This is a genomic window from Winogradskyella vidalii (assembly GCF_013403955.1).
Lineage (GTDB): Bacteria > Bacteroidota > Bacteroidia > Flavobacteriales > Flavobacteriaceae > Winogradskyella > Winogradskyella vidalii.
On the sequence record NZ_JABFDG010000001.1, the window covers coordinates 1283160 to 1306099 of the forward strand.

General features: G+C 32.4%; 19 protein-coding genes and 3 tRNA genes. 12 read left to right on the forward strand and 10 right to left on the reverse strand.

All coding sequences use genetic code 11. The annotated features are described in order from the left end of the window. The first annotated feature begins 16 nt into the window (after positions 1-16). Positions 17-1033 carry an arylsulfotransferase family protein gene (locus tag HM982_RS05460; RefSeq protein ID WP_179352094.1) on the forward strand — a complete coding sequence of 339 codons (1017 nt, stop codon included), beginning with the start codon at positions 17-19 and terminating at the stop codon, positions 1031-1033. A 134-nt stretch (positions 1034-1167) separates the two neighbouring features. Here HM982_RS05460 and HM982_RS05465 read toward each other — a convergent pair. From HM982_RS05465 to HM982_RS05500, 8 genes are all read right to left on the reverse strand, one after another. After that, positions 1168-1240: transfer RNA gene (locus tag HM982_RS05465), tRNA-Gly, on the reverse strand. A 148-nt stretch (positions 1241-1388) separates the two neighbouring features. Continuing rightward, positions 1389-1470: transfer RNA gene (locus tag HM982_RS05470), tRNA-Tyr, on the reverse strand. A gap of 88 nt (positions 1471-1558) precedes the next feature. Continuing rightward, positions 1559-1631, reverse strand: a tRNA-Gly gene (locus tag HM982_RS05475). Between the two features lie 261 nt (positions 1632-1892). Next, positions 1893-2084: a hypothetical protein gene (locus HM982_RS05480; RefSeq protein ID WP_179352095.1), complete on the reverse strand. Its 192-nt coding sequence runs from the start codon at positions 2082-2084 to the stop codon at positions 1893-1895. A gap of 3 nt (positions 2085-2087) precedes the next feature. Then, positions 2088-3371: a nickel pincer cofactor biosynthesis protein LarC gene (gene larC, locus HM982_RS05485; protein ID WP_179352096.1), complete on the reverse strand. Its 1284-nt coding sequence runs from the start codon at positions 3369-3371 to the stop codon at positions 2088-2090. Continuing rightward, complete coding sequence (gene larB / locus HM982_RS05490) at positions 3368-4030, reverse strand: nickel pincer cofactor biosynthesis protein LarB (protein ID WP_179352097.1); 663 nt, start codon at positions 4028-4030, stop codon at positions 3368-3370. The genes larC and larB overlap by 4 nt, the downstream gene beginning before the upstream one ends. Then, positions 4023-4820 carry an ATP-dependent sacrificial sulfur transferase LarE gene (gene larE / locus HM982_RS05495; protein WP_179352098.1) on the reverse strand — a complete coding sequence of 266 codons (798 nt, stop codon included), beginning with the start codon at positions 4818-4820 and terminating at the stop codon, positions 4023-4025. The genes larB and larE overlap by 8 nt, the downstream gene beginning before the upstream one ends. Positions 4821-4847: 27 nt before the next feature. Then, complete coding sequence (locus tag HM982_RS05500; RefSeq protein WP_179352384.1) at positions 4848-6308, reverse strand: aldo/keto reductase; 1461 nt, start codon at positions 6306-6308, stop codon at positions 4848-4850. Between the two features lie 480 nt (positions 6309-6788). On the opposite strand from HM982_RS05500, the gene HM982_RS05505 reads away from it, so the two are divergent. Then, positions 6789-7748 carry a sterol desaturase family protein gene (locus tag HM982_RS05505; protein ID WP_179352099.1) on the forward strand — a complete coding sequence of 320 codons (960 nt, stop codon included), beginning with the start codon at positions 6789-6791 and terminating at the stop codon, positions 7746-7748. Between the two features lies 1 nt (position 7749). Here HM982_RS05505 and HM982_RS05510 read toward each other — a convergent pair whose 3' ends face one another. Then, positions 7750-9555, reverse strand: a complete 1806-nt coding sequence (locus HM982_RS05510) for an SLC13 family permease (RefSeq protein WP_179352100.1) — start codon at positions 9553-9555, stop codon at positions 7750-7752. Positions 9556-9922: 367 nt separating this feature from the next. On the opposite strand from HM982_RS05510, the gene HM982_RS05515 reads away from it, so the two are divergent. Continuing rightward, complete coding sequence (locus HM982_RS05515) at positions 9923-10723, forward strand: phospholipase A (protein WP_246296575.1); 801 nt, start codon at positions 9923-9925, stop codon at positions 10721-10723. 6 nt (positions 10724-10729) lie between these two features. Here the strand turns inward: HM982_RS05515 and HM982_RS05520 are convergent, their stop codons facing one another. Then, complete coding sequence (locus HM982_RS05520; RefSeq protein WP_179352102.1) at positions 10730-11728, reverse strand: metal-dependent hydrolase; 999 nt, start codon at positions 11726-11728, stop codon at positions 10730-10732. 304 nt (positions 11729-12032) lie between these two features. On the opposite strand from HM982_RS05520, the gene HM982_RS05525 reads away from it, so the two are divergent. The 9 genes from HM982_RS05525 (at position 12033) to HM982_RS05565 (ending at position 22617) form a co-directional block, all read left to right on the forward strand. Beyond that, positions 12033-12443, forward strand: coding sequence for a response regulator (locus HM982_RS05525; protein ID WP_179352103.1), 411 nt, complete (start codon positions 12033-12035; stop codon positions 12441-12443). Beyond that, complete coding sequence (locus HM982_RS05530) at positions 12443-12982, forward strand: heme NO-binding domain-containing protein (protein ID WP_179352104.1); 540 nt, start codon at positions 12443-12445, stop codon at positions 12980-12982. The genes HM982_RS05525 and HM982_RS05530 overlap by 1 nt, the downstream gene beginning before the upstream one ends. Next, positions 12982-15324 carry a PAS domain-containing sensor histidine kinase gene (locus tag HM982_RS05535; protein WP_179352105.1) on the forward strand — a complete coding sequence of 781 codons (2343 nt, stop codon included), beginning with the start codon at positions 12982-12984 and terminating at the stop codon, positions 15322-15324. Before HM982_RS05530 ends, HM982_RS05535 begins: the two co-directional genes overlap by 1 nt. A gap of 2 nt (positions 15325-15326) precedes the next feature. Further along, positions 15327-16460, forward strand: a complete 1134-nt coding sequence (locus HM982_RS05540) for an FIST signal transduction protein (RefSeq protein WP_179352106.1) — start codon at positions 15327-15329, stop codon at positions 16458-16460. Next, on the forward strand, positions 16460-17512 hold the full coding sequence (locus tag HM982_RS05545; RefSeq protein WP_179352107.1) for a sensor histidine kinase: 1053 nt from the start codon (positions 16460-16462) through the stop codon (positions 17510-17512). The genes HM982_RS05540 and HM982_RS05545 overlap by 1 nt, the downstream gene beginning before the upstream one ends. Beyond that, a complete protein-coding gene (locus HM982_RS05550) occupies positions 17512-17829 on the forward strand; it encodes an Hpt domain-containing protein (protein WP_179352108.1) in 318 nt (105 codons plus the stop codon). Before HM982_RS05545 ends, HM982_RS05550 begins: the two co-directional genes overlap by 1 nt. Positions 17830-17839: 10 nt before the next feature. Then, on the forward strand, positions 17840-18565 hold the full coding sequence (locus HM982_RS05555) for a LytR/AlgR family response regulator transcription factor (RefSeq protein WP_179352109.1): 726 nt from the start codon (positions 17840-17842) through the stop codon (positions 18563-18565). A gap of 363 nt (positions 18566-18928) precedes the next feature. After that, positions 18929-21505 (forward strand): DUF6923 family protein, encoded by a 2577-nt coding sequence (locus HM982_RS05560; RefSeq protein WP_179352110.1) that lies wholly within the window; start codon positions 18929-18931, stop codon positions 21503-21505. A 194-nt stretch (positions 21506-21699) separates the two neighbouring features. Further along, complete coding sequence (locus tag HM982_RS05565) at positions 21700-22617, forward strand: hypothetical protein (RefSeq protein WP_179352111.1); 918 nt, start codon at positions 21700-21702, stop codon at positions 22615-22617. The last annotated feature ends 323 nt before the right edge of the window (positions 22618-22940 follow it).

Sequence of the window (22940 nt, forward strand, 5' to 3'; positions counted from 1 at the left end):
GAATTTTTTCAAGACTATGAATTATTTAAATAAATTAATCATTTTAACCAGTTGCGCTTTGTTTTTTACCTGTGATTCTGATATGGATACCGTAGAAGAATTGGTAACTGCGCCTAGCGATGGCTATGTGCTGTATGCCTTTATGGGAGATACTACTATTCATCTTATAGATACGCTAGGGAACGATGTTAAAACTTGGACCTCTAGTAACAGAACCTCTGGAGCGGCTTATCTCTCAAAAACTAATAACCTCTTACGATTAGGTGCCACGCCTGAAGCAAATACAGGAGTTTTCTCTGGAGGTGGTGCTGTAGGAGGTCTCATTGAAGAGTTGAATAGTGATAGTGACGTGGTTTGGTCAATTCGGAAAGAAGACAGTGAGGCAACCTTTCATCATGATTTTAAAGAAATTGATGCGCAAAGCATTGTAGCATTGTCTTGGGAGCTTGTAAATTATAATGGTAATATTTATTGGAATGAAAACATTCTGTGGATTGATAAAACGAGTAATGAGGTCATTTGGTCTTGGAGTGCGATTGATGATGGAGAACTCACACCTAACGCTACTAGCCAAAAAGACTTTCTGCATTTTAATGCCGTAGATTATAAAGACGGTGAGATTCTTGTGAGCTCTAGAAGTCAGAAAAGCCTTTATATCATCAATAAAGAAAGTAAAACGATAACGGCATCATTAACTGCCAATGGTAGTTTGTCAGGACAGCATGATGCCACCTTTTTAGAGAATGGAAATATCTTAGTCTTTAATAATAATGCAGGACCTAATGCATCAGAGGTTTTAGAGCTTTCTAGATCCGATGAAATTGCATGGAGTTACTCTAATGATTTTTATTCCAACCATATTTCAGGGGTTTCTCGATTAGATAATGGAAATACTATTATCTGTTCAGGTGTCGAAGCCCGTTTTATAGAAGTCACAGAGTCAGGCCAAGAGGTTTGGGACTTTATACCAGAGCATACGGTGACGTTTAATTCTGAAGAAATATTCAAGATTAGGAAGTATACAAGTTATTAGATGTTGCTTATATAAATATGGTACAACGCCTTTAAAAATAAAGGGGCGCTGTTTATACAAAGTACTAATTGGTGTTAAACAGCGTGTTGTGCTTAGAGCAAAAAAAAGACCTCATAAAGTTATGAAGTCTTTAGAGCGAGAGACCGGGTTCGAACCGGCGACATTCAGCTTGGAAGGCTGACGCTCTACCAACTGAGCTACTCTCGCGTTTTATAATTAAATGCCTTTAATTAATGGTGTTTCTATACTGTAAAAACCGCTTGGCTATATTTTAGTTTTTAGCACCTACTTGATTAAAATTTTATTGAAAATAGATAAAGTCGGGTCGACTAAAATAAACGATTGGTAAATATAGTGGGGAGAGCAGGATTCGAACCTGCGAAGACGTAGTCAGCAGATTTACAGTCTGCCCTCGTTGGCCGCTTGAGTATCTCCCCAAAAACTTTAATTCAATATTTCAAAAATCATTAATTGATTAATGATTTAGGCTAAAAAAAGACTTCATAAAAAATTGAAGTCTTTTTGAGCGAGAGACCGGGTTCGAACCGGCGACATTCAGCTTGGAAGGCTGACGCTCTACCAACTGAGCTACTCTCGCAGTGGTTATAAGCGGGGTCAAAGATATAACTATTTCATAAAATAACCTTAACTTTTTAAAGCGTATTTTAAAGAATTTTCAAGAATGAATTAATGTAAATTAAAACGTTTATTTACACTTAATTAGAAGTCATTTTTTTAACCGTAAGCGCTGCTACATTTTTTTTTGACACAAAAAAAGAATAAAAAAAAAGCCCATAGGTTTCAAGCAAGGGCTTTTTTTAGTCTTTATAAATAATCGTTAGTTGTAAAAAGTAAAAAATTAGTTTTCGCTTTTTTTAGATTCTGATTTGCTGTTAAATTTCCATATAAGAAATGCTACTAATGCTACTGCAGGAACAAGTAACCAAGCCCATTCGCCCATAAATGTATCATGTGTATGATCGGCGCCAGGGTGTGCTAATAAAATTTGTGAACTTATCACGAAAAGTAAAATTGAAAATGATTTTTTCATAGTTTAAGAATTTTTAAGATTAGTATTATTGAGTTTGCTTATAACCTGATATGATGATTGATCGTTTTCTCTTGCCAGTCGTTGTATATCATCAAATTCGGGTTTAATTTTTATCGTATTTGTTGGTGTTATAGTCTCTTTAACTTCAATTTCTCCTAATGCCGTCTGTTTTTTCTTCTGTAGTCTTGGAAGTTCAATACGATTAATAGGGTAGTATCTTACGCCTATAGTGCTCGTACTGTCAAAGAGGTAGTTAGAGACGTTTTTTAATTCTGATGTAGGAAGAATAACGGCTAATAGAAATGCGAACCTTCCCTTTTTCATTAATTGCTGTGTGATACTAAAATCTACAGCACCGGAAGTTAATAACCCATCTTGAAAGTCTGTTCCTAAATATTCAGGAGACATGTCGTCAATAGAAGCTTCTAATTGAAGATAAGTGTCTTTCTCTGCTTCATTTTCAATTAAAGAAATTCGCACCACGTTAGCATTATGAAAATCTTTTTTACCAGGTCCGTAAGCTGTTTTTATTGGCGTGTAGGCTTTACTTTTAAAATCGGGATTAAGATATCTTAAGATAGCTGCACCTGTTGGTGTTATTTTTTCGCCTTCTTCATTACCTGGATAAATAGGCATGCCTTGAAGTAATTCTGCCGTCGCAGGTGCCGGAACAGGTAACATGCCATGTTGGGTTTTTACGATACCAAAGCCTGTGCAAATTGGTGTACAGTACACTTTTGATAGGTTTAGTTTGTCAATAAGTACTGCATTTCCGACAATATCTATAATAGAATCAACACCACTGATTTCGTGAAAATGAATGGTTTCTAATGGCATATTATGAATTTTTGACTCTGCCTTTCCAATCATAAGAAATATCTCATGAGCTATTCTTTTTGCATTATCGCTGATATGCGCATGGTCTATAATTTTTTGAATATCACTCAAATGACGGTGGGCAGCATGATGGTGATGATGCTCGTGTGAATGGTCATCATGGCTATGCGAATGACTATGATTGTGGTCATGAGAGTGATCATGCGAATGTGAATGGTCGTGGTCGTGATGCGATTCTGAGTTCGCTTCAAGATTTAAATCTACCACCTCTACATATTTACAGGTGATGCCATTTTTATCGGCTTCCTGAATTTCAATTTTACCATCTGGTAAATGTAGCTTTTTAGGTAAATCTAAGAGTTGCTCGTAATCATCGAGTAATTCACTAAACGCACTTAGGAACATATTTCCTGAAAGTCCTGAAAAAGCTTCTATATATATGGTATTCATTTTTTTTCTAATAATTTAAGCATTCTAAACGCACTCATGGCTGCGCCATAACCATTATCAATATTTACGACTGTAATGCCATTGGCACAACTTGTTAGCATGGCGTGTAAAGCAGTTACGCCATCTTTAGCAGTGCCATAACCTACGGATGTGGGTACGGCAATAATAGGTTGGGGTAGAAGACCACCAATAACGGTAGGTAAAGCACCTTCAAATCCGGCGACAACAATTAAAATATTAAAGGTTTTTATAAATTCTAATTGGTTTAATAAGCGATGTAATCCGGCAACACCAACATCGTGAATGACATGAGATTTTACGCCCATATATTCTAAGGTATAGTGCGCTTCGTTGGCCACACCAATATCAGAACTTCCGGCAGAAATGATGCCTATATTGGCAGATGTATCTTCCGAATTTTTAACGCGAGAAAGCATAAAAACTTCAGATTCCTTATCGTAGAATGCTGTTGTAAATATGCCTAACAAAATTTCCGCTTTATCTGCTTGAAGTTTGGTGATTAAAACATTGCTTTTCTTTTCGGTATATTCATTTAATATTTCGGTAAGTAAGGCAACGCTTTTTGAGGCCCCAAAAATGACTTCATCAAATCCTAAGCGGCGTTTTCTGTCTTCATCAATAATAAATGATTTATCCATTTAATACACGGTTTAATTTTCCAGAAACAAAACCTTCTTCATCTATAGTTACTTTAGAGAAGCCTAGTGCTTTAATTTCATTGTTAATATCATTGAATTTGCTTTGTAAAGCGTCGAGTTCTGTTATTGGAACTTCGATAGAGGCTTCTTCACCTTTATAGCGTACCCTTACATTGGTAAAACCATAACGATTTAAAACATATTCTGCATGTTCAATTTGTTTTAAGCGCTCGTTGTTGACGGCAGTTCCGTATGGAATTCTTGAACTTAAGCAAGGGCTTGGTGGCTTAAATGCCGTTTCTAAGCCTAAAGCATCTGCCATAGCAATCACTTCTTCTTTATTAATTTCAAGTTCAGCCAAAGGCGAACGAATCTGGTGATTTTTAGCGGCATCTAAGCCTGGTCTGTAATCGCCCAAATCGTCGAGATTGGTGCCATTCAGAATCGTATAATCTGGATATTCTTCCTTTATAATGTCTACCATTGCTTCATACAAATGCGTTTTACAAAAGAAACACCGATTTGCCGGATTAGCCGTGTAATTGGGGTCACTTAACTCGTCGGTTTTAATCACATGTAAATTAATGTCGTGTGCTTTACAAAAATCTGTTGCTATTTTAAAATCCTTAGCTTTTAAACTTTCAGAGTTAGAAATTAATCCAATAGCAGCATCGCCAAGTACTAATTTTGAAACATATAACACCAAAGAGGAATCTACACCACCAGAAAAAGCGGTAACGGTTCCTTTATGGTCTTTAAACCATTGTTTTAGCAATGCTAATTTTGACATGTATTAAATTTTAATTGAGGCGTTAAATTAGGCTTTATGACCTGCTTTATCTACAGTATACACCTTAAGATTTCCAGGTGTTTTAGTTTCAAAAGCAAAAGGTTCATCCTTAAGAGTTTGAGGTTTGTGATCTACCTTACCAATCATTCTATTTTCTAACATTATTTCGTAATGCGAAATAGGGTTTTCAGCAGCATAAGCAGTTTGCCATGTGACTTTAGTGATGCCATTTATGGTTTCTTGCTTAAGATCTCTAGGTCCTGTTAAATCTATTTTATCAAGCTGAAAGAAATTGGTGCGTTCGCCTGCTGCCTTTGCTGTTTTAGCTTCAATCTCAAGTCTTTTTTCTTCAGACATAGCATCTGGTTTCACTTGAGAGGCGTAATAATTTTGAGTTAACTGACATTTAAGCGGGTCTTCGTCTATATGACCAATTCCTATAATTAAAGTATCTACACCAGGTGTGGTTAATACGTATTCTATAAGTTCATGACTAGGTAATTCGGCAGAACCTACTTTACGGTAAATTTGATTAGGTTCTCTAGAGAATCCAGGGACTTCTTTATACATGGTTCCTGCTCCAAAAACTTTCATCCCAATAACACCAATACCTTTAGCTTTAGCTAATGGAATCACATTGTGTTTCATGTTGAAATACAAATGGTCATTAGAGTTAATAGATACTAATAAAGCATCTAATAATCCATATTTGTCACGTTGCATAAAATCAATCATAGCTTCAGGATTATTATGTCCTGAAAAGCCAATATGGTTTATTAATTTTTCGTTTTTAGGATTTGTTCCTGTAAAATTGGTCCCATCTCTAAAATCTTTTAACACCACTAAGGCGCCAAAATTTTCATCGGGTTTAATAGGGGTTTCAATACCTTTATATAATATGTCGTTCTCTTCAATAGCTTGTAAAGCATGAACCATAACGATATCTACATATGAACCCTCTGGATAATAGCCTTTTCCATCACCAAAAAGTTGCGTCATAGTCCTTCTAATGTCATCTGCAGCAGTTTGCACATCTTCACCATTAGATTTGTTTCTCACATTCTCCTTTTCTTCCCAGCCTGGTCTTCCCCATCGCATCAATGTTTTACTTGTAATGGTAATGGATTCTCTTAGCTTTTTATCATAATTCGGTTGCCCTGGAATTAAATTCATTTTTTCAAATGCCGAGTGATAGTGTAATTGGCTTAAATCATAAACATTGGAGGTGTCAAAATAATTGATGCCCAAGTCAAATGCTTTGGTAATAATAGAAACAGGGTCTACATCATCTGCTGTCCATTGAATAGATGCTTGACCTCCAAGTCCCAAAGTTGTTACTTTATTTTTTAAACGACCAAAAGGTCTCATCATTGGTGCAGGTGCTTTATCTGCAAAAGAGCCTAATAAAGGTAAAACGGCCAAGCCTGCAGTAGCTGTACCAGTTAGTCTAATAAAATCACGTCTTGATACTGGGTATTTCTTTTTCATTGGTCTTGGATTTAGTGAAATCTAAGATAATGATACTTTGGTTGAAGGCTATGAATTCTAAGTCAATTATATTTTTTTTAACATGAATATAAGGCCTGGGGTTAATACTATAAACAATAGGGGTAATATCGTATTTATTTTATGAATTTTAAAAATCATGTAATATTATAGCTACAATTTCAACGTTTTTTCCTCATATAAAAAAGTTAATGTCAATAACAAAAAAAAAGACTTTTATGAGTTTGCTTCTTAGAATAATGATGATAATTTGATGTTATTCATAAAATTTATTAAAACTTGGAGTGAAAATTCGGATATCTATTAGTGTTGCTGTATATTCAGCGCCTAAAGTCAATTTCAAGAAATTTTGATTAGTTATTAATGATTTTAGAGACCTATTAATGAGGAATATTTTTACAAAACTATTCTTCAAAAAAGGCCTATAATTATTTATCACCAATTTTTATAAAAAAATAATAAATGGATATCACAAATCCTCTGGTTTACGGAGCTCCTTGCTTTATAGGGCTTATAGCTCTAGAGCTTTCATACAGTAAAACCTTTGATAATAAAAAATTATATAAATGGAAGGATTTAAGGTCTAGTTTATCGCTAGGTGTTGGTTCAGCAGTTCTTGGTGCACTATTAAAAACAATTTCGCTTGTCGTTATTTTTAATTTTGTTTATGAGATTTTTAATCCAATGGTAGATGGTGTGCGTACCAATATTATGGGGTGGGAGTCTTTTGGTTATGTTTGGTATATTTGGATCATATGTATGCTCTTAGATGATTTTGCATATTATTGGTTTCATAGACAAAATCACATGGTTCGCTTTTTCTGGGCTGCTCATATTGTACATCATTCTTCTGAAAATTTTAATTTAGGAACTGCAGTGCGTAACGGTTGGTTTACACTTTTTTACAAACCATTTTTCTACATGTGGATTGTTGCGATAGGGTTTCCGCCAGAAATGCTAATTGTTTGCTTAGGAATTGAATCCTTATGGCAATTTCAGTTGCATACACAGTATGTAAAAAAAATGGGCTTTATAGAAAAATTTCTAAATACGCATACCATGCATCAGGTTCATCACGCACAGAATATTGAATATATGGATAAAAACCATGGTGGCATTTTGAATATATTTGACCGCGTTTTTGGCACTTGGAAAGAATTAGATGAATCTATAGATATTAAATATGGGGTTTCTACACCTCCAAATTCGTATAATATTTTTGTTATTCTTACTCACGAATACAAGAATATTTGGGATGATATGAAAAAAACTAAAAACTGGTATCACAAGTTTATGTACATTTTTGGCCCTCCAGGTTGGAGTCATGACGGCAGTACACTTACCATTAAGCAACTGCGACGTGAGATTGCTAATGGTAATATAAAATTGGAAGATTTAAAGGCCGCTAAATCCCAAGCTTAAATTAAAGTCCTGTTGATAAAACTAAGGTGCCCACAAGCCAAAGGGTTAAGGAAAGTACGCCACCTATTATCAAAAAATGTTTAAATTTATAAGCGCCAGTACCATAAATTAGGGTATTGGTTTGGTACCCAACGGGTGTAAAAAAACTAAAGTTAGAGCCAAACATCACCGCTAACAAAAATGGCTTTATATCTAAGTCTAAACCACTAGCAACGGCTATAGCAATGGGAGCCATGATTATAGCGGTTGCATTATTAGAAATTACACCAGATAACAGTATGGTAATTCCAAAAAGCAGTCCTAAAACAACTGTGGGAGTCTGATTGTTCATTAGGATTAATAACTGCTTAGATAGCCATAAATCGGCTCCACTATTGGTCATGGCAATACCTAAGGGAATCATGCCAGCTAGTAAAAAAATAATTTGCCAGTTAACTTTTTGATAGACGCTTTCTAACTGAATGATATTGGTTAATAACATGGCAGAAACCCCAACAAGAGACGCTGTTAAAATACTTAAATAACTCGTCGCTGCTAAACCAATTACGCTTAATAAAATTACAAGCGCCATTATTCGTTTAGATTTTGGCACATGGGGTTTAAACTCGTGTTCGTTTAGGATAGCAATGTTTTTAATTTGATATAGGTCTGAAATTTTGTGTTCTTGCATTTCTAATAATACACGATCACCAGGTTTCAAATTGATATCCTTAATGTTTTTTCGCCGTAAGCGCTCTTCTGTATTTCTTATATTTCTTCGTTTTTTTATAGCAATAGGGTAAGCGCCCTGAAATGATGAGCTACGTAAATTTCTAAGTGTTTTTCCAATGAGGTTAGACCCAGGAAGAATAAGCGTTTCAACATAGGTCATATCGTACTCTGTACTTGGCTCTCTATTTGCTTCAATTTCTTTTTTTTGGCGTTCTTCATTGACCACAAAGCCATTTGTTTTCATAAAGGATTGAAAATTTTCTAGATTACTCATCAGTACTAAATTATCATTAGCCATGAGTTTTATGTATTTTCCAGGGGCATTAATGATTTGGTGATTTCTAATGAGTTTTAATATTTTGGCTTCATCATTTTTAAAAAAATCTACAGCTCCAAGCTGTTTATTGATTAAAGGTGATTCTTTGGTGACTTTGACCGTAAAAACATAGGAGTCAATGTTGTAATCTTTAGATAAATTATGAGTCTTTTTTTTCGGTAAAAAACGAGTCGCAATGGTCATTATCACTAAGCCTACCGCAAAGAAAATGATGCCGTACCATGAAAATTCAAAAAAACTAAAGGCTTCTACACCTTGTTCTTTGGCAATGGCATTTACAATTAAATTAGTTGAGGTTCCCATTAAGGTGCAGCTGCCACCTAATATGCCAGCAAATGAAATGGGCATTAATAATCGAGATGAGGAGAATCCGTATTTTTCAGATAATTGATTGACTATTTTGATAAAAATAATCACTACTGCGGTCGTACTTATAAAAGCAGAGATGCTTGCAGAAATAATCATAAATGCAGGTGTCATTAAAATTAGGGGTAAAATCCGTAGTTTTTTTATACCATCTGAAAGCAATTGAATGACGCCATTCTCTTCAAGTCCAACGGCTAAAATCATTAAAGCTAAGACCGTTATTGTCGCTGGGTTTGCAAATCCGCTAACCGCTTCTTCTGGAGTTGTTAGTTGCAATAATACCAAAGCAACGATGATAAAAAATGAAATCTTATCTACAGGAAATAACTCAGTAATAAAGAGTAATATGCTGACACCAATAATGATGAAAACGAGTATAATAGGGAGTTCCATAATTGATATTGTGTATAGCGTTTAACTGAGATAAAAAACTCTAATTGATTACCTTTTGCTTTTTTGTGCCTATTTAGTATTATAAATTAGTCTTGGTAGGAATTTTAAAGATAGTTGCCTGATTAATTACATAGGTAGCTGTATCTGTAATAGTTTTAACTCATTTGCTTAGTGTTAAATATAATGGCCGATTCCAATCTTGGTTTTCTTGTTTAAGTTACATTCCATTGTATTAGGGTTAAGCTTTACCTGTTTTGAATCATAAATTTGTAGGCCTATTTTCAACTGTTTTAGATTTAAAAATTATTATATGAACCAATCTTTGCTCGTCAACCCCTTATTCAAATTATTTAGCTTTATAATAATCATGTTTATGTTTCTTGATGGAAATTCGCAAGATTACACCAAACAAGAATTAAGTGATTCTATTGCCAATTCTCCTTATTTTTCAATCCATAAGGATAATTATTTTATTACAGGTGTACCAACTAACACTGCTATTAATAAAAATACGGCCAATGCCAAGTATCAAATTAGTTTTAAGCAAATTCTCACTAGAAGTCGATTGCCTTGGGATACATATTTGTTTATGACGTATACCCAAAAGTCATTTTGGAATATTTACAAGGAATCATTTCCTTTTAGTGATATCAATTTTAATCCTTCAATAGCCATAGGAAAAGCTTTTTTTGATAAAGAGGAACGATTAAAAGGTGTTGCAACACTTTCTTTTGAACACGAATCTAATGGTAGGGACAGTATTTTTTCTCGTAGTTGGAATCGATTGAGTTTAGAATATGCCACTAATGTTTCTAAAAACACCATCGGAAGATTTAAAGTGTGGATGCCATTTGCGTATAAAGAAGGTAACCCAGATTTATTAGAATATACGGGCGTAGGGCAAATTAACCTTTCACATATTTTTAAGCCAGATAAATTTTTTGTCGACTTTAGAATTAGAAAAGGCTTGAATCTAGATTTTAAAGGCTCTGTAAGAACACGTGTTTATTTTAATCCGTTTGACAATAATATCTCTAATCAATATTTAATGCTAGAGTGGTTTGTTGGCCAGGCAGAAGGCTTACTCAATTACGAACAGTCACAAAGCATGATCAGGCTTGGCTACGTAATAAGAACCAATGAATTTAAGTGGTTAAGAGGGAAATAATTATAATTAATTGCCTTTTAATCGTTTCCAAAGTTCCCCCATTAGTTTTTTACCATCACGTTGTGTTTTTTCTTGTTCAATAAACTGAACTTGACCAGAATTATCCACATCAATTAAGTACTTAAACACAAAATCTTGTGAATCGGGTTCTAAATTCATCAAGCCAAAACGCAAGTCGTTATAATATAATTTCCCGTCTATTTTAGTAATCGTAAACCAGCCTTCAGAAATAGCAATCATACGTTTTACTTTTTCATTCTTTGCGAGGTCACCTAACAAATTATGGTTTTTGGGATAGGTTTCAAATGTTATTGGTTGCGTGTCTAAGAAAGAATAGGTTCCTAATAAGTAATTGTCTTCAGTATCTACATTGGCATTCCACAAAATCGTATTAAGTGGAGAAGGTCTTGTGTCTAATTGCCGGTAAACTATATCTTGTGTTAGTAAGGCATCTTCAAAACGAGTTGTCGCTACATCTTTTAGAATAAAGGTTAATGCTAAATAGGCGGTACTCACAGTAAGTCCTATTCCATTGTAAAGGCGTCTTTTTTTAGATGTCCGTTTCTGAAACATGGTTAAAATTAAAAACACTAGAAAAGGTAAGGTGTAAAATGGATCGATTACAAAAATGGTCTTAAAAGCTAATCTTAAATCTAATGGCCAAAAGAGTTGTGTTCCCCAAGTTGTGTGTGCATCTAAAATAGGATGCGTAATTAATGCCCAAAAGAAGAGCCATGCCCAACCTTTAAAATCTTTATAGGATTCATATCGCGATACAATCCAACCAAAAATTGGAGCAAAAAGCACAGAAAAGATAATAGAGTGTGTAAACCCACGATGAATTGCTAAAGCCGAAACAGTATCTGTAAAATAAGATGCAAAAATATCTAAATCAGGAATGGTACCTGCAATAGCACCATATAATATAGCTTTGTTGCCTACTTTTTTTCCTAAAACAGCTTCGCCAACGGCTGCGCCTAAAACGATTTGTGTAAGTGAATCCATATTAAAAACAAAAGTAAGTGTTCTCTATTATAAAATCTTATTTTTAATTAATTCAGTGGAATAAATGTAGAATTAATTTTTAAAAATTAATGTTGCTTTTTAAGCTTTTTACTAAAGAATAGCCTAACTAAAGCTGAATGATTTTTTGTGTATTAACAAAGGATTGAGTCGTGGCTTTTTTCGTACTTTACCGTTCGTCGATACTTTTTTTCCATCCGACGACAGTATAACCCAGTCAAACGAATATAATCTATATACATATAAAATTAGATTAAGTTAGCTCTTTAATAATAAAACTGTGTAAATGAAAACCCTCAATATTTTACTTATAGAAGACGATATGATTGAAGTGATGAAGCTTAATAGGGCTTCAAAATCAATTCAATTAAATCATAATGTCATTGAAGCTAATAACGGCGAAGAAGCTCTTAAGTTATTGGAAAACAAAGATAATTTACCAGATATTATTTTACTAGATTTAAACATGCCTAAAATTAACGGTATAGAATTTTTAAAAATTTTAAAAGCCGATAATCGACTAAAGTATATTCCTACTATTATTTTAACGACCTCAAATAATCAGCGCGATTTATTAGAGTGTTATAAAATAGGAATTGCTGGTTATGTATTAAAACCTTTAAAATATGAAGATTATGTTTCTAAAATCGAAAAATTATTATCATATTGGAGTATTAATGAATTAATAACAGCGTAATGAAAGGAATTGTTTTTACAGAATTCTTAGATTTAGTAGAAGAAAAGTTTGGTTTAGAGATGGTTGATAAAATTATTTCTAGTTCTAAACTCGAGTCCGATGGGGTTTATACTTCCGTTGGGACTTACAGTTTTTCAGAAATGCTACAATTATTACAGCACCTTAGTAATAATACGGGGATTTCTATAGACAATTTGCTTTTAGTATATGCGGAGCACTTTTTTAGTGTTATAGAAAAAAGTTATCCAGGGCTGTTAGAAACCTACAACGACCCAATAGAGATGTTATCTTCTATAGAAAATCATATTCATATTGAAGTTCAAAAGATTTACCCAGATGCAGAACTACCTACTTTTGAAGTGATTGAGAAAACCGATAATTCGCTTATTATGGACTATAATTCCAGTAGAGCGATGCATCATTTTGGATTAGGTTTAATGAATAAAACCTTTGAACATTTTAACTCAACCGCAACCATTCAATTAGAAAAAATAAAAGAAGATGGCACTAAAGTAAGATTTATTATTAATAAAGATTGATGAGCCAAGACCAAATCGCTATCCTACAACGCGCACTAGAAAGAGAAAAAAAAGCTAGAAAAGCCGCAGAAAAAATTCTTGAAGAAAAATCAAGAGAACTCTACTTTACCTCACAAAAATTAGAGAACTTATTAGATGAAAAATCATCCCAATTAGAAGGCGTTTTCGAGAATATCGTTGACGCTTTTGTTTTAATGGATATTAAGGGTAATATTTTAAAATTTAACGATGCAGCGACCAAACTGTTTGGTTATGATATTTCTAAAGAATCTATAAATGTATCTAATCTTGTACATCAAGATGATTTTAAATATGCGGTTTTGTCTTTTGAAGAACTTATAACTAAAGGTTTTTTTAAAAATTACGAGGCTAGAGTTTATACCAAATCTAAAGAGATTAAATGGGTACATATCAATGCTAGTATTGTTTTTGATAGAAAAAATAAACCAATAGCAGCCCAAGGTATTGTAAGAGATATTACCCAAGAAAAAGCTTTAAAACAACAGTTAGAAGATCAAAAAAACCAATTGAGTATTATTATAAATAATTCGCCAATTGGTATATCGCTTTCTAAATCTAATTATAGAGGGTTATTACAAATTAATCGAGCATTAGTCAATATGTTAGGTTACAGTGCTGAAGAGTTAAAAACTATGAAAGTACAAGATATAACTCATCCCGATGACGAAGAAGCTTCTAAACTATTAAGGGATCAATTATATAGTGGTGAGATTGATCAATTTAATATAGAAAAAAGATACATCAAAAAAGATGGTAACATTTTTTGGGCAAAAACCAATGTTACTGCCGTACGCGACAAATATGGGGAAATAGAATACCAAGTCGCAACACTAGAAGATATCTCTAAAGAGCGCGAGTCAAAAGAAAAACTAATAGAATCTGAAAATAGATTAGCAACCTTAGTTTTAAACTTAGATAGTGGTATTCTTTTAGAAGATGAAAACCGTAAGGTAGTGCTAACCAACCATAAATTTTGTGAGCTTTTAAATATAGATATTGCTGTTGATGATTTATATGGTATGGACTGTTCTGAAGCCGCAGAGCAAAATAAAGTTTTATTTAAGGACCCCAATGCTTTTGTTAAGCGGATGAATGAAATTGATAGCGCAAAACAAATGGTTATTGGAGATGAATTAGAAATGCTAGATGGAAAGATTTTAGAACGTAATTATCTACCTATAACTATTGGAGAAAAATCTAAAGGTTTTCTTTGGACGTTTACAGATGTTACTTTAAAGCGTAGATATAGTAAAAGTCTTGAGGCTCAAAAACAAAAATATTATAACATTATTGCTAATATGAACCTAGGGTTGGTTGAGGTGAGTAGTGATAATAAAATTTTAATGGTCAATCAGAGCTTTACGGAAATGTCTGGTTATAATGAAGTAGAATTATTAGGAAAACATACCAATGCTATTTTTAATACAGAAGAAGCCAAAGCAGTTATAGCAATAGAGAATGCAAAACGAAAAAAAGGACAATCTAATTCTTACGAAGTTAAGGTAGAAACAAAAAATGGAGAGATACGATATTGGCTTATAAGTGGTGCTCCAAATTACGATTTAAATGGAGATATTGTAGGTTCTATTGGGGTACATTTAGATATTACAGAGCTAAAAAAATTAGAACTTCAAAAAGAAAAATTATTACTTAAACTTGAAAAAAGTAATGATGAATTACAGGAGTATGCCCACATTGTGTCTCACGATTTAAAATCGCCCTTAAGAAGTATTGATGCATTAGTAAGTTGGTTAAAAGAGGATAACAAGGGGAAATTAGATGAGATGAGTCTTAGGAACTTTGATCTAATAGAAACCACTTTAGAAAAGATGGAGCAACTTATATCAGATGTGCTTGCCTACTCAAGCATAGGAAGCGATTCAGATACAAAAGCAGATGTAAACCTAAATACTAAATTAGATAATATTATCTCAATGCTTTATATACCCGAGCATATAGATATTAAAATTTTACATCCTTTACCTATTGTTAATGGTGATGCTACTAAACTGCAACAATTATTTCAAAATTTAATCAGTAATGCCATCAAATTTATTGATAAAGATAAGGGGGTAATAATTATTGATTTTGAAGATCTAAAGAGCCATTATAAATTTTCAATAAAAGATAATGGTATTGGTATAGACAAACAGTTTCACAATAAAATATTTAAAATTTTTCACGCTTTAAATAAAAGTAAAGATTCAACAGGTATCGGATTATCGATAGTAAAGAAAATTATCGATTTACATGAAGGTCAGATTTGGCTAGAGAGCGAGCCAAATGTAGGAACTACATTTTACTTTACTTTAAAAAAATAAAAATGAAAACAGTACAATTAATAAAATACAACGACAAAGACTGGGTGTATGTTGGTGACAATCAAAAATTAAAAGCGCCTTTAGTTTTGGTTTTTGGTAATCGTTATATGTTAGAAGATTCATCCATTTATACAGAAATTAAAGCATTATTTCCAGATGGTCATATAGTATTTGGTTCGGCTTGTGCTGAAATTTCTTCAAGTACAGTAAACGAGGATAGTATTACCATTACGGCAATGGAATTTGAACGGAGTACATTTGATATTAAAACAAGTAATGTTCTTGATACAGATTTAGATAGCTTTAAAACAGGAAAAGAATTAATTGAGAAATTTTCAGCCGAAGGATTAAGATATGTTTTGGTAGTTTCTGAAGGAAGTTTTATTAACGGAAGCCAGTTAACTAGAGGTATGAGTATGTCTGGTATGGATAACCTGCTAATTACAGGTGGTCTTTGTGGAGATGATACCCGTTTTGAAAAAACCATAGCTTCTTATAATGAAAATCCTAAAGCCGGCGAAATTGTTGCAATTGGTTTTTATGGCGAATCCTTAGAAATTTCATTTTCAATTTATGGCGGATGGACGCCTTTTGGGCCAGAACGAACCGTAACAAAATCTAAAGATAATATTCTTTACGAACTAGATAATAAACCCGCTTTAGATTTATATAAAACCTACTTAGGAGATAAAGCAAAAGATTTGCCAGGAGCCGCATTATTGTATCCTTTAAATGTTAAGTCCGTAGATGAAGAGCAATCCATAGTACGTTCGATTTTAAATATCAATGAAGAAGAAAATGCCGTTGTTTTAGCAGGTGATATTCAAATAGGTTCTAAGGTACAATTAATGATGACTAATGTAGATAACATTGCAAATGCATCCGAACGTGCCGCTAAACAAGCGTTAGAATTTAGAGTTAATACACCTGAAATTGCTTTTTTAGTGAGCTGTATAGGTAGAAAATTAGTATTAGACCAACGTGTAGAAGAAGAAATAGATGAGGTAATTGAGGTTTTGGGGACAGAAACTACGGTTAGTGGGTTTTATTCTTATGGTGAAATAGCACCATTTCATGGAGAAACAGCATGCCAATTGCATAACCAAACGATGACGATAACATTAATTAGTGAATAATGAATTCGTTATTAAAGCGGCAAATACGAAAATATTTAAGTGAAGACTTAAAGGCAAACGAAGATTTAGCTGAATTTTTAAAAGCGGTTAATCAATCTTATAATAATTTTGATGAACAGTCCTCTATGATTCAAAGAGCAATGTCTATTAGTTCTGAAGAATTGTACACTGCTAACAAAAAACTACAAAACGAAGCTAAAGAACAACAAGAACTAATAGATAAGTTAAAAGAGGTGATTAATACACTTAAATTCTATAAGTTAAAAGAGGATGAAAAGGAAGATGCAGTTAAATTAACGAGTTCAGAATTGGTAGACTTTATCGATGATCAAACCAAAGAGATTATTGAAATGAACAAGCAAAAAGAATCCCTTTTAAATGAATTGGCTTATCAAAATCAAGAGTTGAGTGATTATGCCCATATGGTTTCGCACGACTTAAAATCTCCGTTACGTAGTATAGATACTTTAACAACATGGCTTAACGAAGATTATAAAGATGCTTTTGATGCTAGTGGAGAAAAAAGCTTACAACTTATTAGATCTAATGTTCAAAAAATGGACACGCTAATAAATGGGATTTTAGAATATTCAACGATAGGTAAAGATCATATAGAAACGTATGATGTAAATCTTAATAAATTGCTGATTAGTATTTTAAGTATCATTGAAGTACCAAAGCATATTAAGGTTAAAAAAACTATTTTACCAATGGTTAAAGGTGATAAATACCGATTACAACAGGTGTTTAAAAATCTTATAACGAATGCTATAGCTTACAATGATAAAGAAAAGGGGATAATTAAAATAGGAGCTACAGATCGCGGTGATTTTTGGGAATTTTCAGTGGAAGATAACGGTATTGGTATTGAAGAGGTGTATTTTGATAAAATATTTAAAACCTTTGAAAAACTAGAAAACAGAACTGAATCTACAGGAATAGGATTATCTATAGCTAAAAAAATTGTAAATTTATATGGTGGTGAAATATGGTTGAAATCAAAAATTAATGAAGGCACTACTTTTTATTTTACTTTAAAAAAAACGATATAATGGAACAGCCTAATTTATCCTATATTAATAGTATGTCTGGTGGAGATAAAGCTTTTGAGCAGAAATTAATAAGCATCATTAAAGGAGAGTTTCCAGAAGAAAAAAGGGTGTATTACACCAATTTAAAAGCAAAGAATTATAAACTTACCGCAGATAACGTTCATAAACTTAAACATAAAATTAGTATTTTAGGCCTTGAGAAGAGTTATGAGATTGCAGTAGCATTCGAAAATAATTTATTAGAAGGAAATACCGAGCTTCAAGACCAATTCGAATCTATTCTTAAAACCATAACACGATATTTACAAGAGTTATAAGTAGGAGAATATGAATTGTATTATTATAGATGACGAAGCTACAGCAAGAGCAATCATTGGACAGCTGTGTTCAAATATAGAGAGTTTAACTGTTTTAGAAGAGTTTCCTAATGCTATGCAAGCCATAAAATATTTAAATCAAAATACCATTGATTTAATTTTTTTAGACATTCACATGCCCGATTTTACAGGTTTTGATTTTATAGAAACTATTAAAAACCCACCCAAAATCATTTTAACAACATCGGATCCTAATTTTGCGATTCAAGCTTTTGAGTACGATTGTATTGTAGATTATTTGGTAAAACCAATTACTCCAGAGCGTTTTCAAAAAGCTATTCAAAAGGCAGAAACAACTGTCACTAAACCTAAAGCACATACTGCAACATCTGATGCTTCAATAGAAAAAGTAGAATCTAGTTCTGGTAATGATCTTTATGTAAACATTGATAGACGATTGATAAAAATTGATATTCCTAGTGTTTATTTGGTAGAGGCTAAAGGGGATTATATTCAGATTAAAACAGAAGATAAAAATTACACTGTGCATTCTACTTTAAAAAAAATTGAAGAGAAGTTACCAGATGATTTATTTTTAAAGATTCATCGATCCTATATTATAAATGTGGATAAAATTATTGATATAGAAGATAATAGTGTACTGATAAAAAAAGATGTGATACCAGTAAGTCGTTCTAACCGACCAGAATTAATGAAGCGTCTTAATTTATTATAAGTACTAGTATCCATATAAAATAAATACTCCGATTTTTTATAAAATTACCATTCGTCGTTACAATATTGTTACCCAACAGGCTGGGTGTTTTACTGAACGAAAAAAAATATAAATGAGGCTACTAACTGCTATATTTGACATTGAATTGTTAGATTAATAATGATTAAGTAGTTGATTAAGTTTTAAGGCAAAAGATTTTTCTTTTGCCTTTTTTTTATACTATGAATCTAAGTAAAAAAGTTGAAAACCATTCATCGACACTAATAAGTATATTAACGTGTAACCAACCTTACCAATCGAAAATTTAAAAATACAGCCTAGAAACCCTGTAATTTTGTTTCATAATTAAATACAAAACAGAAGATGAAAACATTTTACACTTTAAAAAATCAATTACTACTTATAGTTTTAACGTTTATTAGTTTTGCTATTCAAGCACAGGACGAACCTTTTAACTGTGATTATAATGCTTATTTGTTTCAATATAATGATGTGTATGCTATTGATTTAGCTTCTGGAAATTCTTATATGGTAGCAGAAGATGTTACGCCTGGTAATATTAATGGTGCTGCATATAATCCTGCTGATGGCTACATTTGGGGCTATTTAAAAACACCAGAAAAAACCATTGTAAGAATTGGTAAAAACTTTACAACCACCTCTTATTATATTGATGAATTATCTAGTAGCAATAAATACATTGGTGATATAAGTGCAGAAGGTATTTATTATCTTAAAGGTAGCGGAACAACTTATTCTAAAATAGATTTAGATCCAGAATCTGATAATTATACGCAATATCAATCTACAGCGGTATTATCTCAAAATATTAATATTCATGATTGGGCTTTTAATGCTGTAGATGGTCAATTATATGCTGTTGAAAAAAACACTAATATTTTATATCGAATTAATCCAGAAGACGGTGTAGTAACCACTTTAGGCATTGCGCCAATTCTATCAGGATTAAGCTATTCTTATGGCGCTGTTTATTTTGATGCAGATGGTCGTTTTTATATTTCGGCAAATGAAACAGGAACTATTTACGTTATTCAAAACGTACAAGACATTAATTCGGTAATCGATATAGATGCAAATTTATTTGCTTTTGGTCCTTCTAGTTCTAGTAATGATGGCGCACGTTGCCCAACGGCACCGGTTTTACAGGAAATTTGTGATAATGGCATCGATGATGATGGTGACGGACTTATAGATTGTGAAGATCCTTCTTGTTCTGGTTTTGGAATGTGTGATGTGATTGCTGCACCAACTTCTAGCTCAAACGATGGCGGATTAGAAAGTAATAACAGATTATCGGAACAAATAAATGCTAGAAACTTTAAACGAGCAAAAACAGGTTATAAATTTAATGTAGCGACAGCTAAGCGTGTTTCTAAAACTTTAAATTATGCTAAGAGTAATCTCAATTCAGGTTTTACATTACAAGATTTGGTGCCACTAACAAGTATCAATGAAGATGAAGCAGTAGAAGCTACACCAGCAGATTTAATAGGGATTACAAATGCGACCGAAATATATGCTTTAGATTATATAAAAAACAATAGTTCAGTAGCTTCCGTTTTAGCTTTAAAAACAGAAAACGGCGTATATGAGCATACCAAATATATTTGTGATCGTTTGCTAGGAGCAGAAATAATAGCTGTATCTACAATAGCTATAAATGAACAACAATTTATAAAGTCTATTATTAAAAATGAAGATGGGACGCATGAGTTTGTTTTAAGTTTATCTGCAAAAGTAGTTAATGACGATGCTAACTTTGCAGTAGATAGTCACTGGAATTTAGATCAGTACGAAGACAATGTCACCTATTATAACTTTCAGATTTGGTCTAATACTATTGATGATTTATATCTATTAGGACAAGAAGTCTTAAATTTATTAGAAGTACAAAAACCTATTGATAGTTATAACAATTCAACGCCTCCAACGGTATTTGTTAGAAAAGGAAGTTATAATAACGGTGGTTTAGATTTACAAATTATTAATACCAATGCAACAGAAACTGTATATTTAGATGCAGGCTATAGAACTACGGAAACAGAAGATTTCCAAAATCTTAATTCAACAATTAATTTAGATGGCAATTACATTACTAATATAACAATTGATACTGGAAGTTTATTTGATATTGGTTTTAGAATTGGAGATGGTATTGCAACTCCAGATGACCTATTTATGTCTGATGGTCCTTGGGGTATTGATGCGTCGCAAAGCGGAACAGAAATTTTAGATTATAGCGTTACTACTAATGATTTTGAGTTTAATACTTCAGATTTCCCAGTAGAAAGAAATGTAAATCTTACGGCCATTACAGATTCTTATGTGGCTGCTTACCGAGCATTAACACCAAGATTTAAAGCCGTAGACTTATCAACGTATAATAGTTTTAATTTTAGTGCCAGCGGTACAGGAGAGTTAGAAATTACATTTGTAAGAGAGAGTATAGCTAACTGGGAGGAGCAATATAAAACCACAGTAACGTTAAACAATGCATTACAAGATTATACTGTAATTCTTGATGATGCTAATCTAAACGATGTTGTAACACTTGTATTTACGATGGTGTCAGAAGACGGAACGACAGCAACTAAAGAAATGACTTTAAACAACCTGTATTTTTCAGAAACGAGTGCATTATCAATTACAGAATACACTACGGATACCAATATTATAAAAGCATTTCCTAACCCTATGATTACACAGGCGGAACTACAATTTACGGTTGGCCAAAACGAAACTGTACAATTCATAATGTACAACCAATTAGGTAAGCAAGTGTATAATACGACTTACAATGCTAAACCAGGCAAAAATAGTATTTCCATAAACAGAGCGAATTTAAGCTCAGGGCTATATTTCTGTAAAATTGTTAGTAATCAGTACGAATTTAATCCCCTAAAATTAATTATTAATTAATGACCCTAATTAATTCCTTGTGATATAAGGCAAAAGCGAAAGCTTTTGCCTTTTCTTTTTTTATCGTGGTTTGGGTTTAAATGGTATATTTATGAGGTGATTAATAAAACATCAAAAATTTAACAACACTGTACACTTATATTAGAATATCATTTTTACTTGTATTCTGTTGTTTGTACGTAACTATAAGTAACATGAGAATAACGACAATAATTCTGCTATTTTTTACAATTAATCTAAATGCGCAAGAAAAATCTGAAAAAGCAAAAGCGTTTCTCAAAGCTCTGGACTCGGACAAAGTAATTACTGAATATTATGGTAAATACAAGAATAAGATACTGGAATCAGCAGAATTAATTTTAATTGAATCAGGTTTAGATATAAAAGATAGTTTAACTGTAAATGAATTTACAGAATCTATTAACAAAAACTTTAGGTTTTATATCCAAGAAGCAAAAGATAGAACGTTATTAATTTATTCAAATTATGAAGTGGACAGGTTAGAGAACTTCATCAATTTAACTGAATCAGAACCAGATTTCAACAAAGTGCTTGTAGAAACTAATTATGCAAAAATTGTTGAAAACATTATAAATGAACATAGCGAATATGTCTTACATGATATACCATTTATAATAAAGGGAATAAAAGCTATTTATAAACCTTTAAAATTAAGACTAATAATTGATAACGACACTATAATAAATATTAGTAAAACTGACTTGAATTTAAAATTAGTGACCACAAATGAAAAATATCCACAAATAGAAGTTTTAAATAAGTTAACCTCTGATATTACAATTCCAGAAGATTTAGAATATAAAGATATAGAACATGTACTTGTTACTTATAATGACAAACAATATACTTTTTTCGAAAATCATTATGAAAGTTTACCAAAAGAATTAAGAGCGATTTTAAGTGAAAAAGATAAAGAATTACATAATCCTTTATCTAAATATTGTTTTGAAAAATTACTCTATTGGGAAATTAATATTGACAACAACCCTAAACAAAACCGAGATTATGAATTAATTAAAAGAGAAAATGAGAATATTAAAGGCATGATAAGCTTTAAAACTCGAATGAAAACAATCGGAACAATAAAATAGCTACACATAACACGGTGTATTATTAATTGTATGGCTTTGGTTCATCTAAATTATTCCGAAGGAATGTTAATTTTATCAGGCTCAGTTTTGTCTGCTAAACTAGTAGCGTAAAGTACGCTACTGATTATGCACAAAAATGCTAATATTTGTGAGATACTCATAAAATATCAACTTACCTAATCGGATTTTTTATAGGGTCAGCTTTGTACTTCTTAAAAATCTAAACGCATAAATAGGTAGTTTCGTTCTAGAATAATTGTTCCAATAATCTCTTTGTTATTCGAACTTTATTTAGTCAATAAAAATGGAGATAAAAAGGTGTT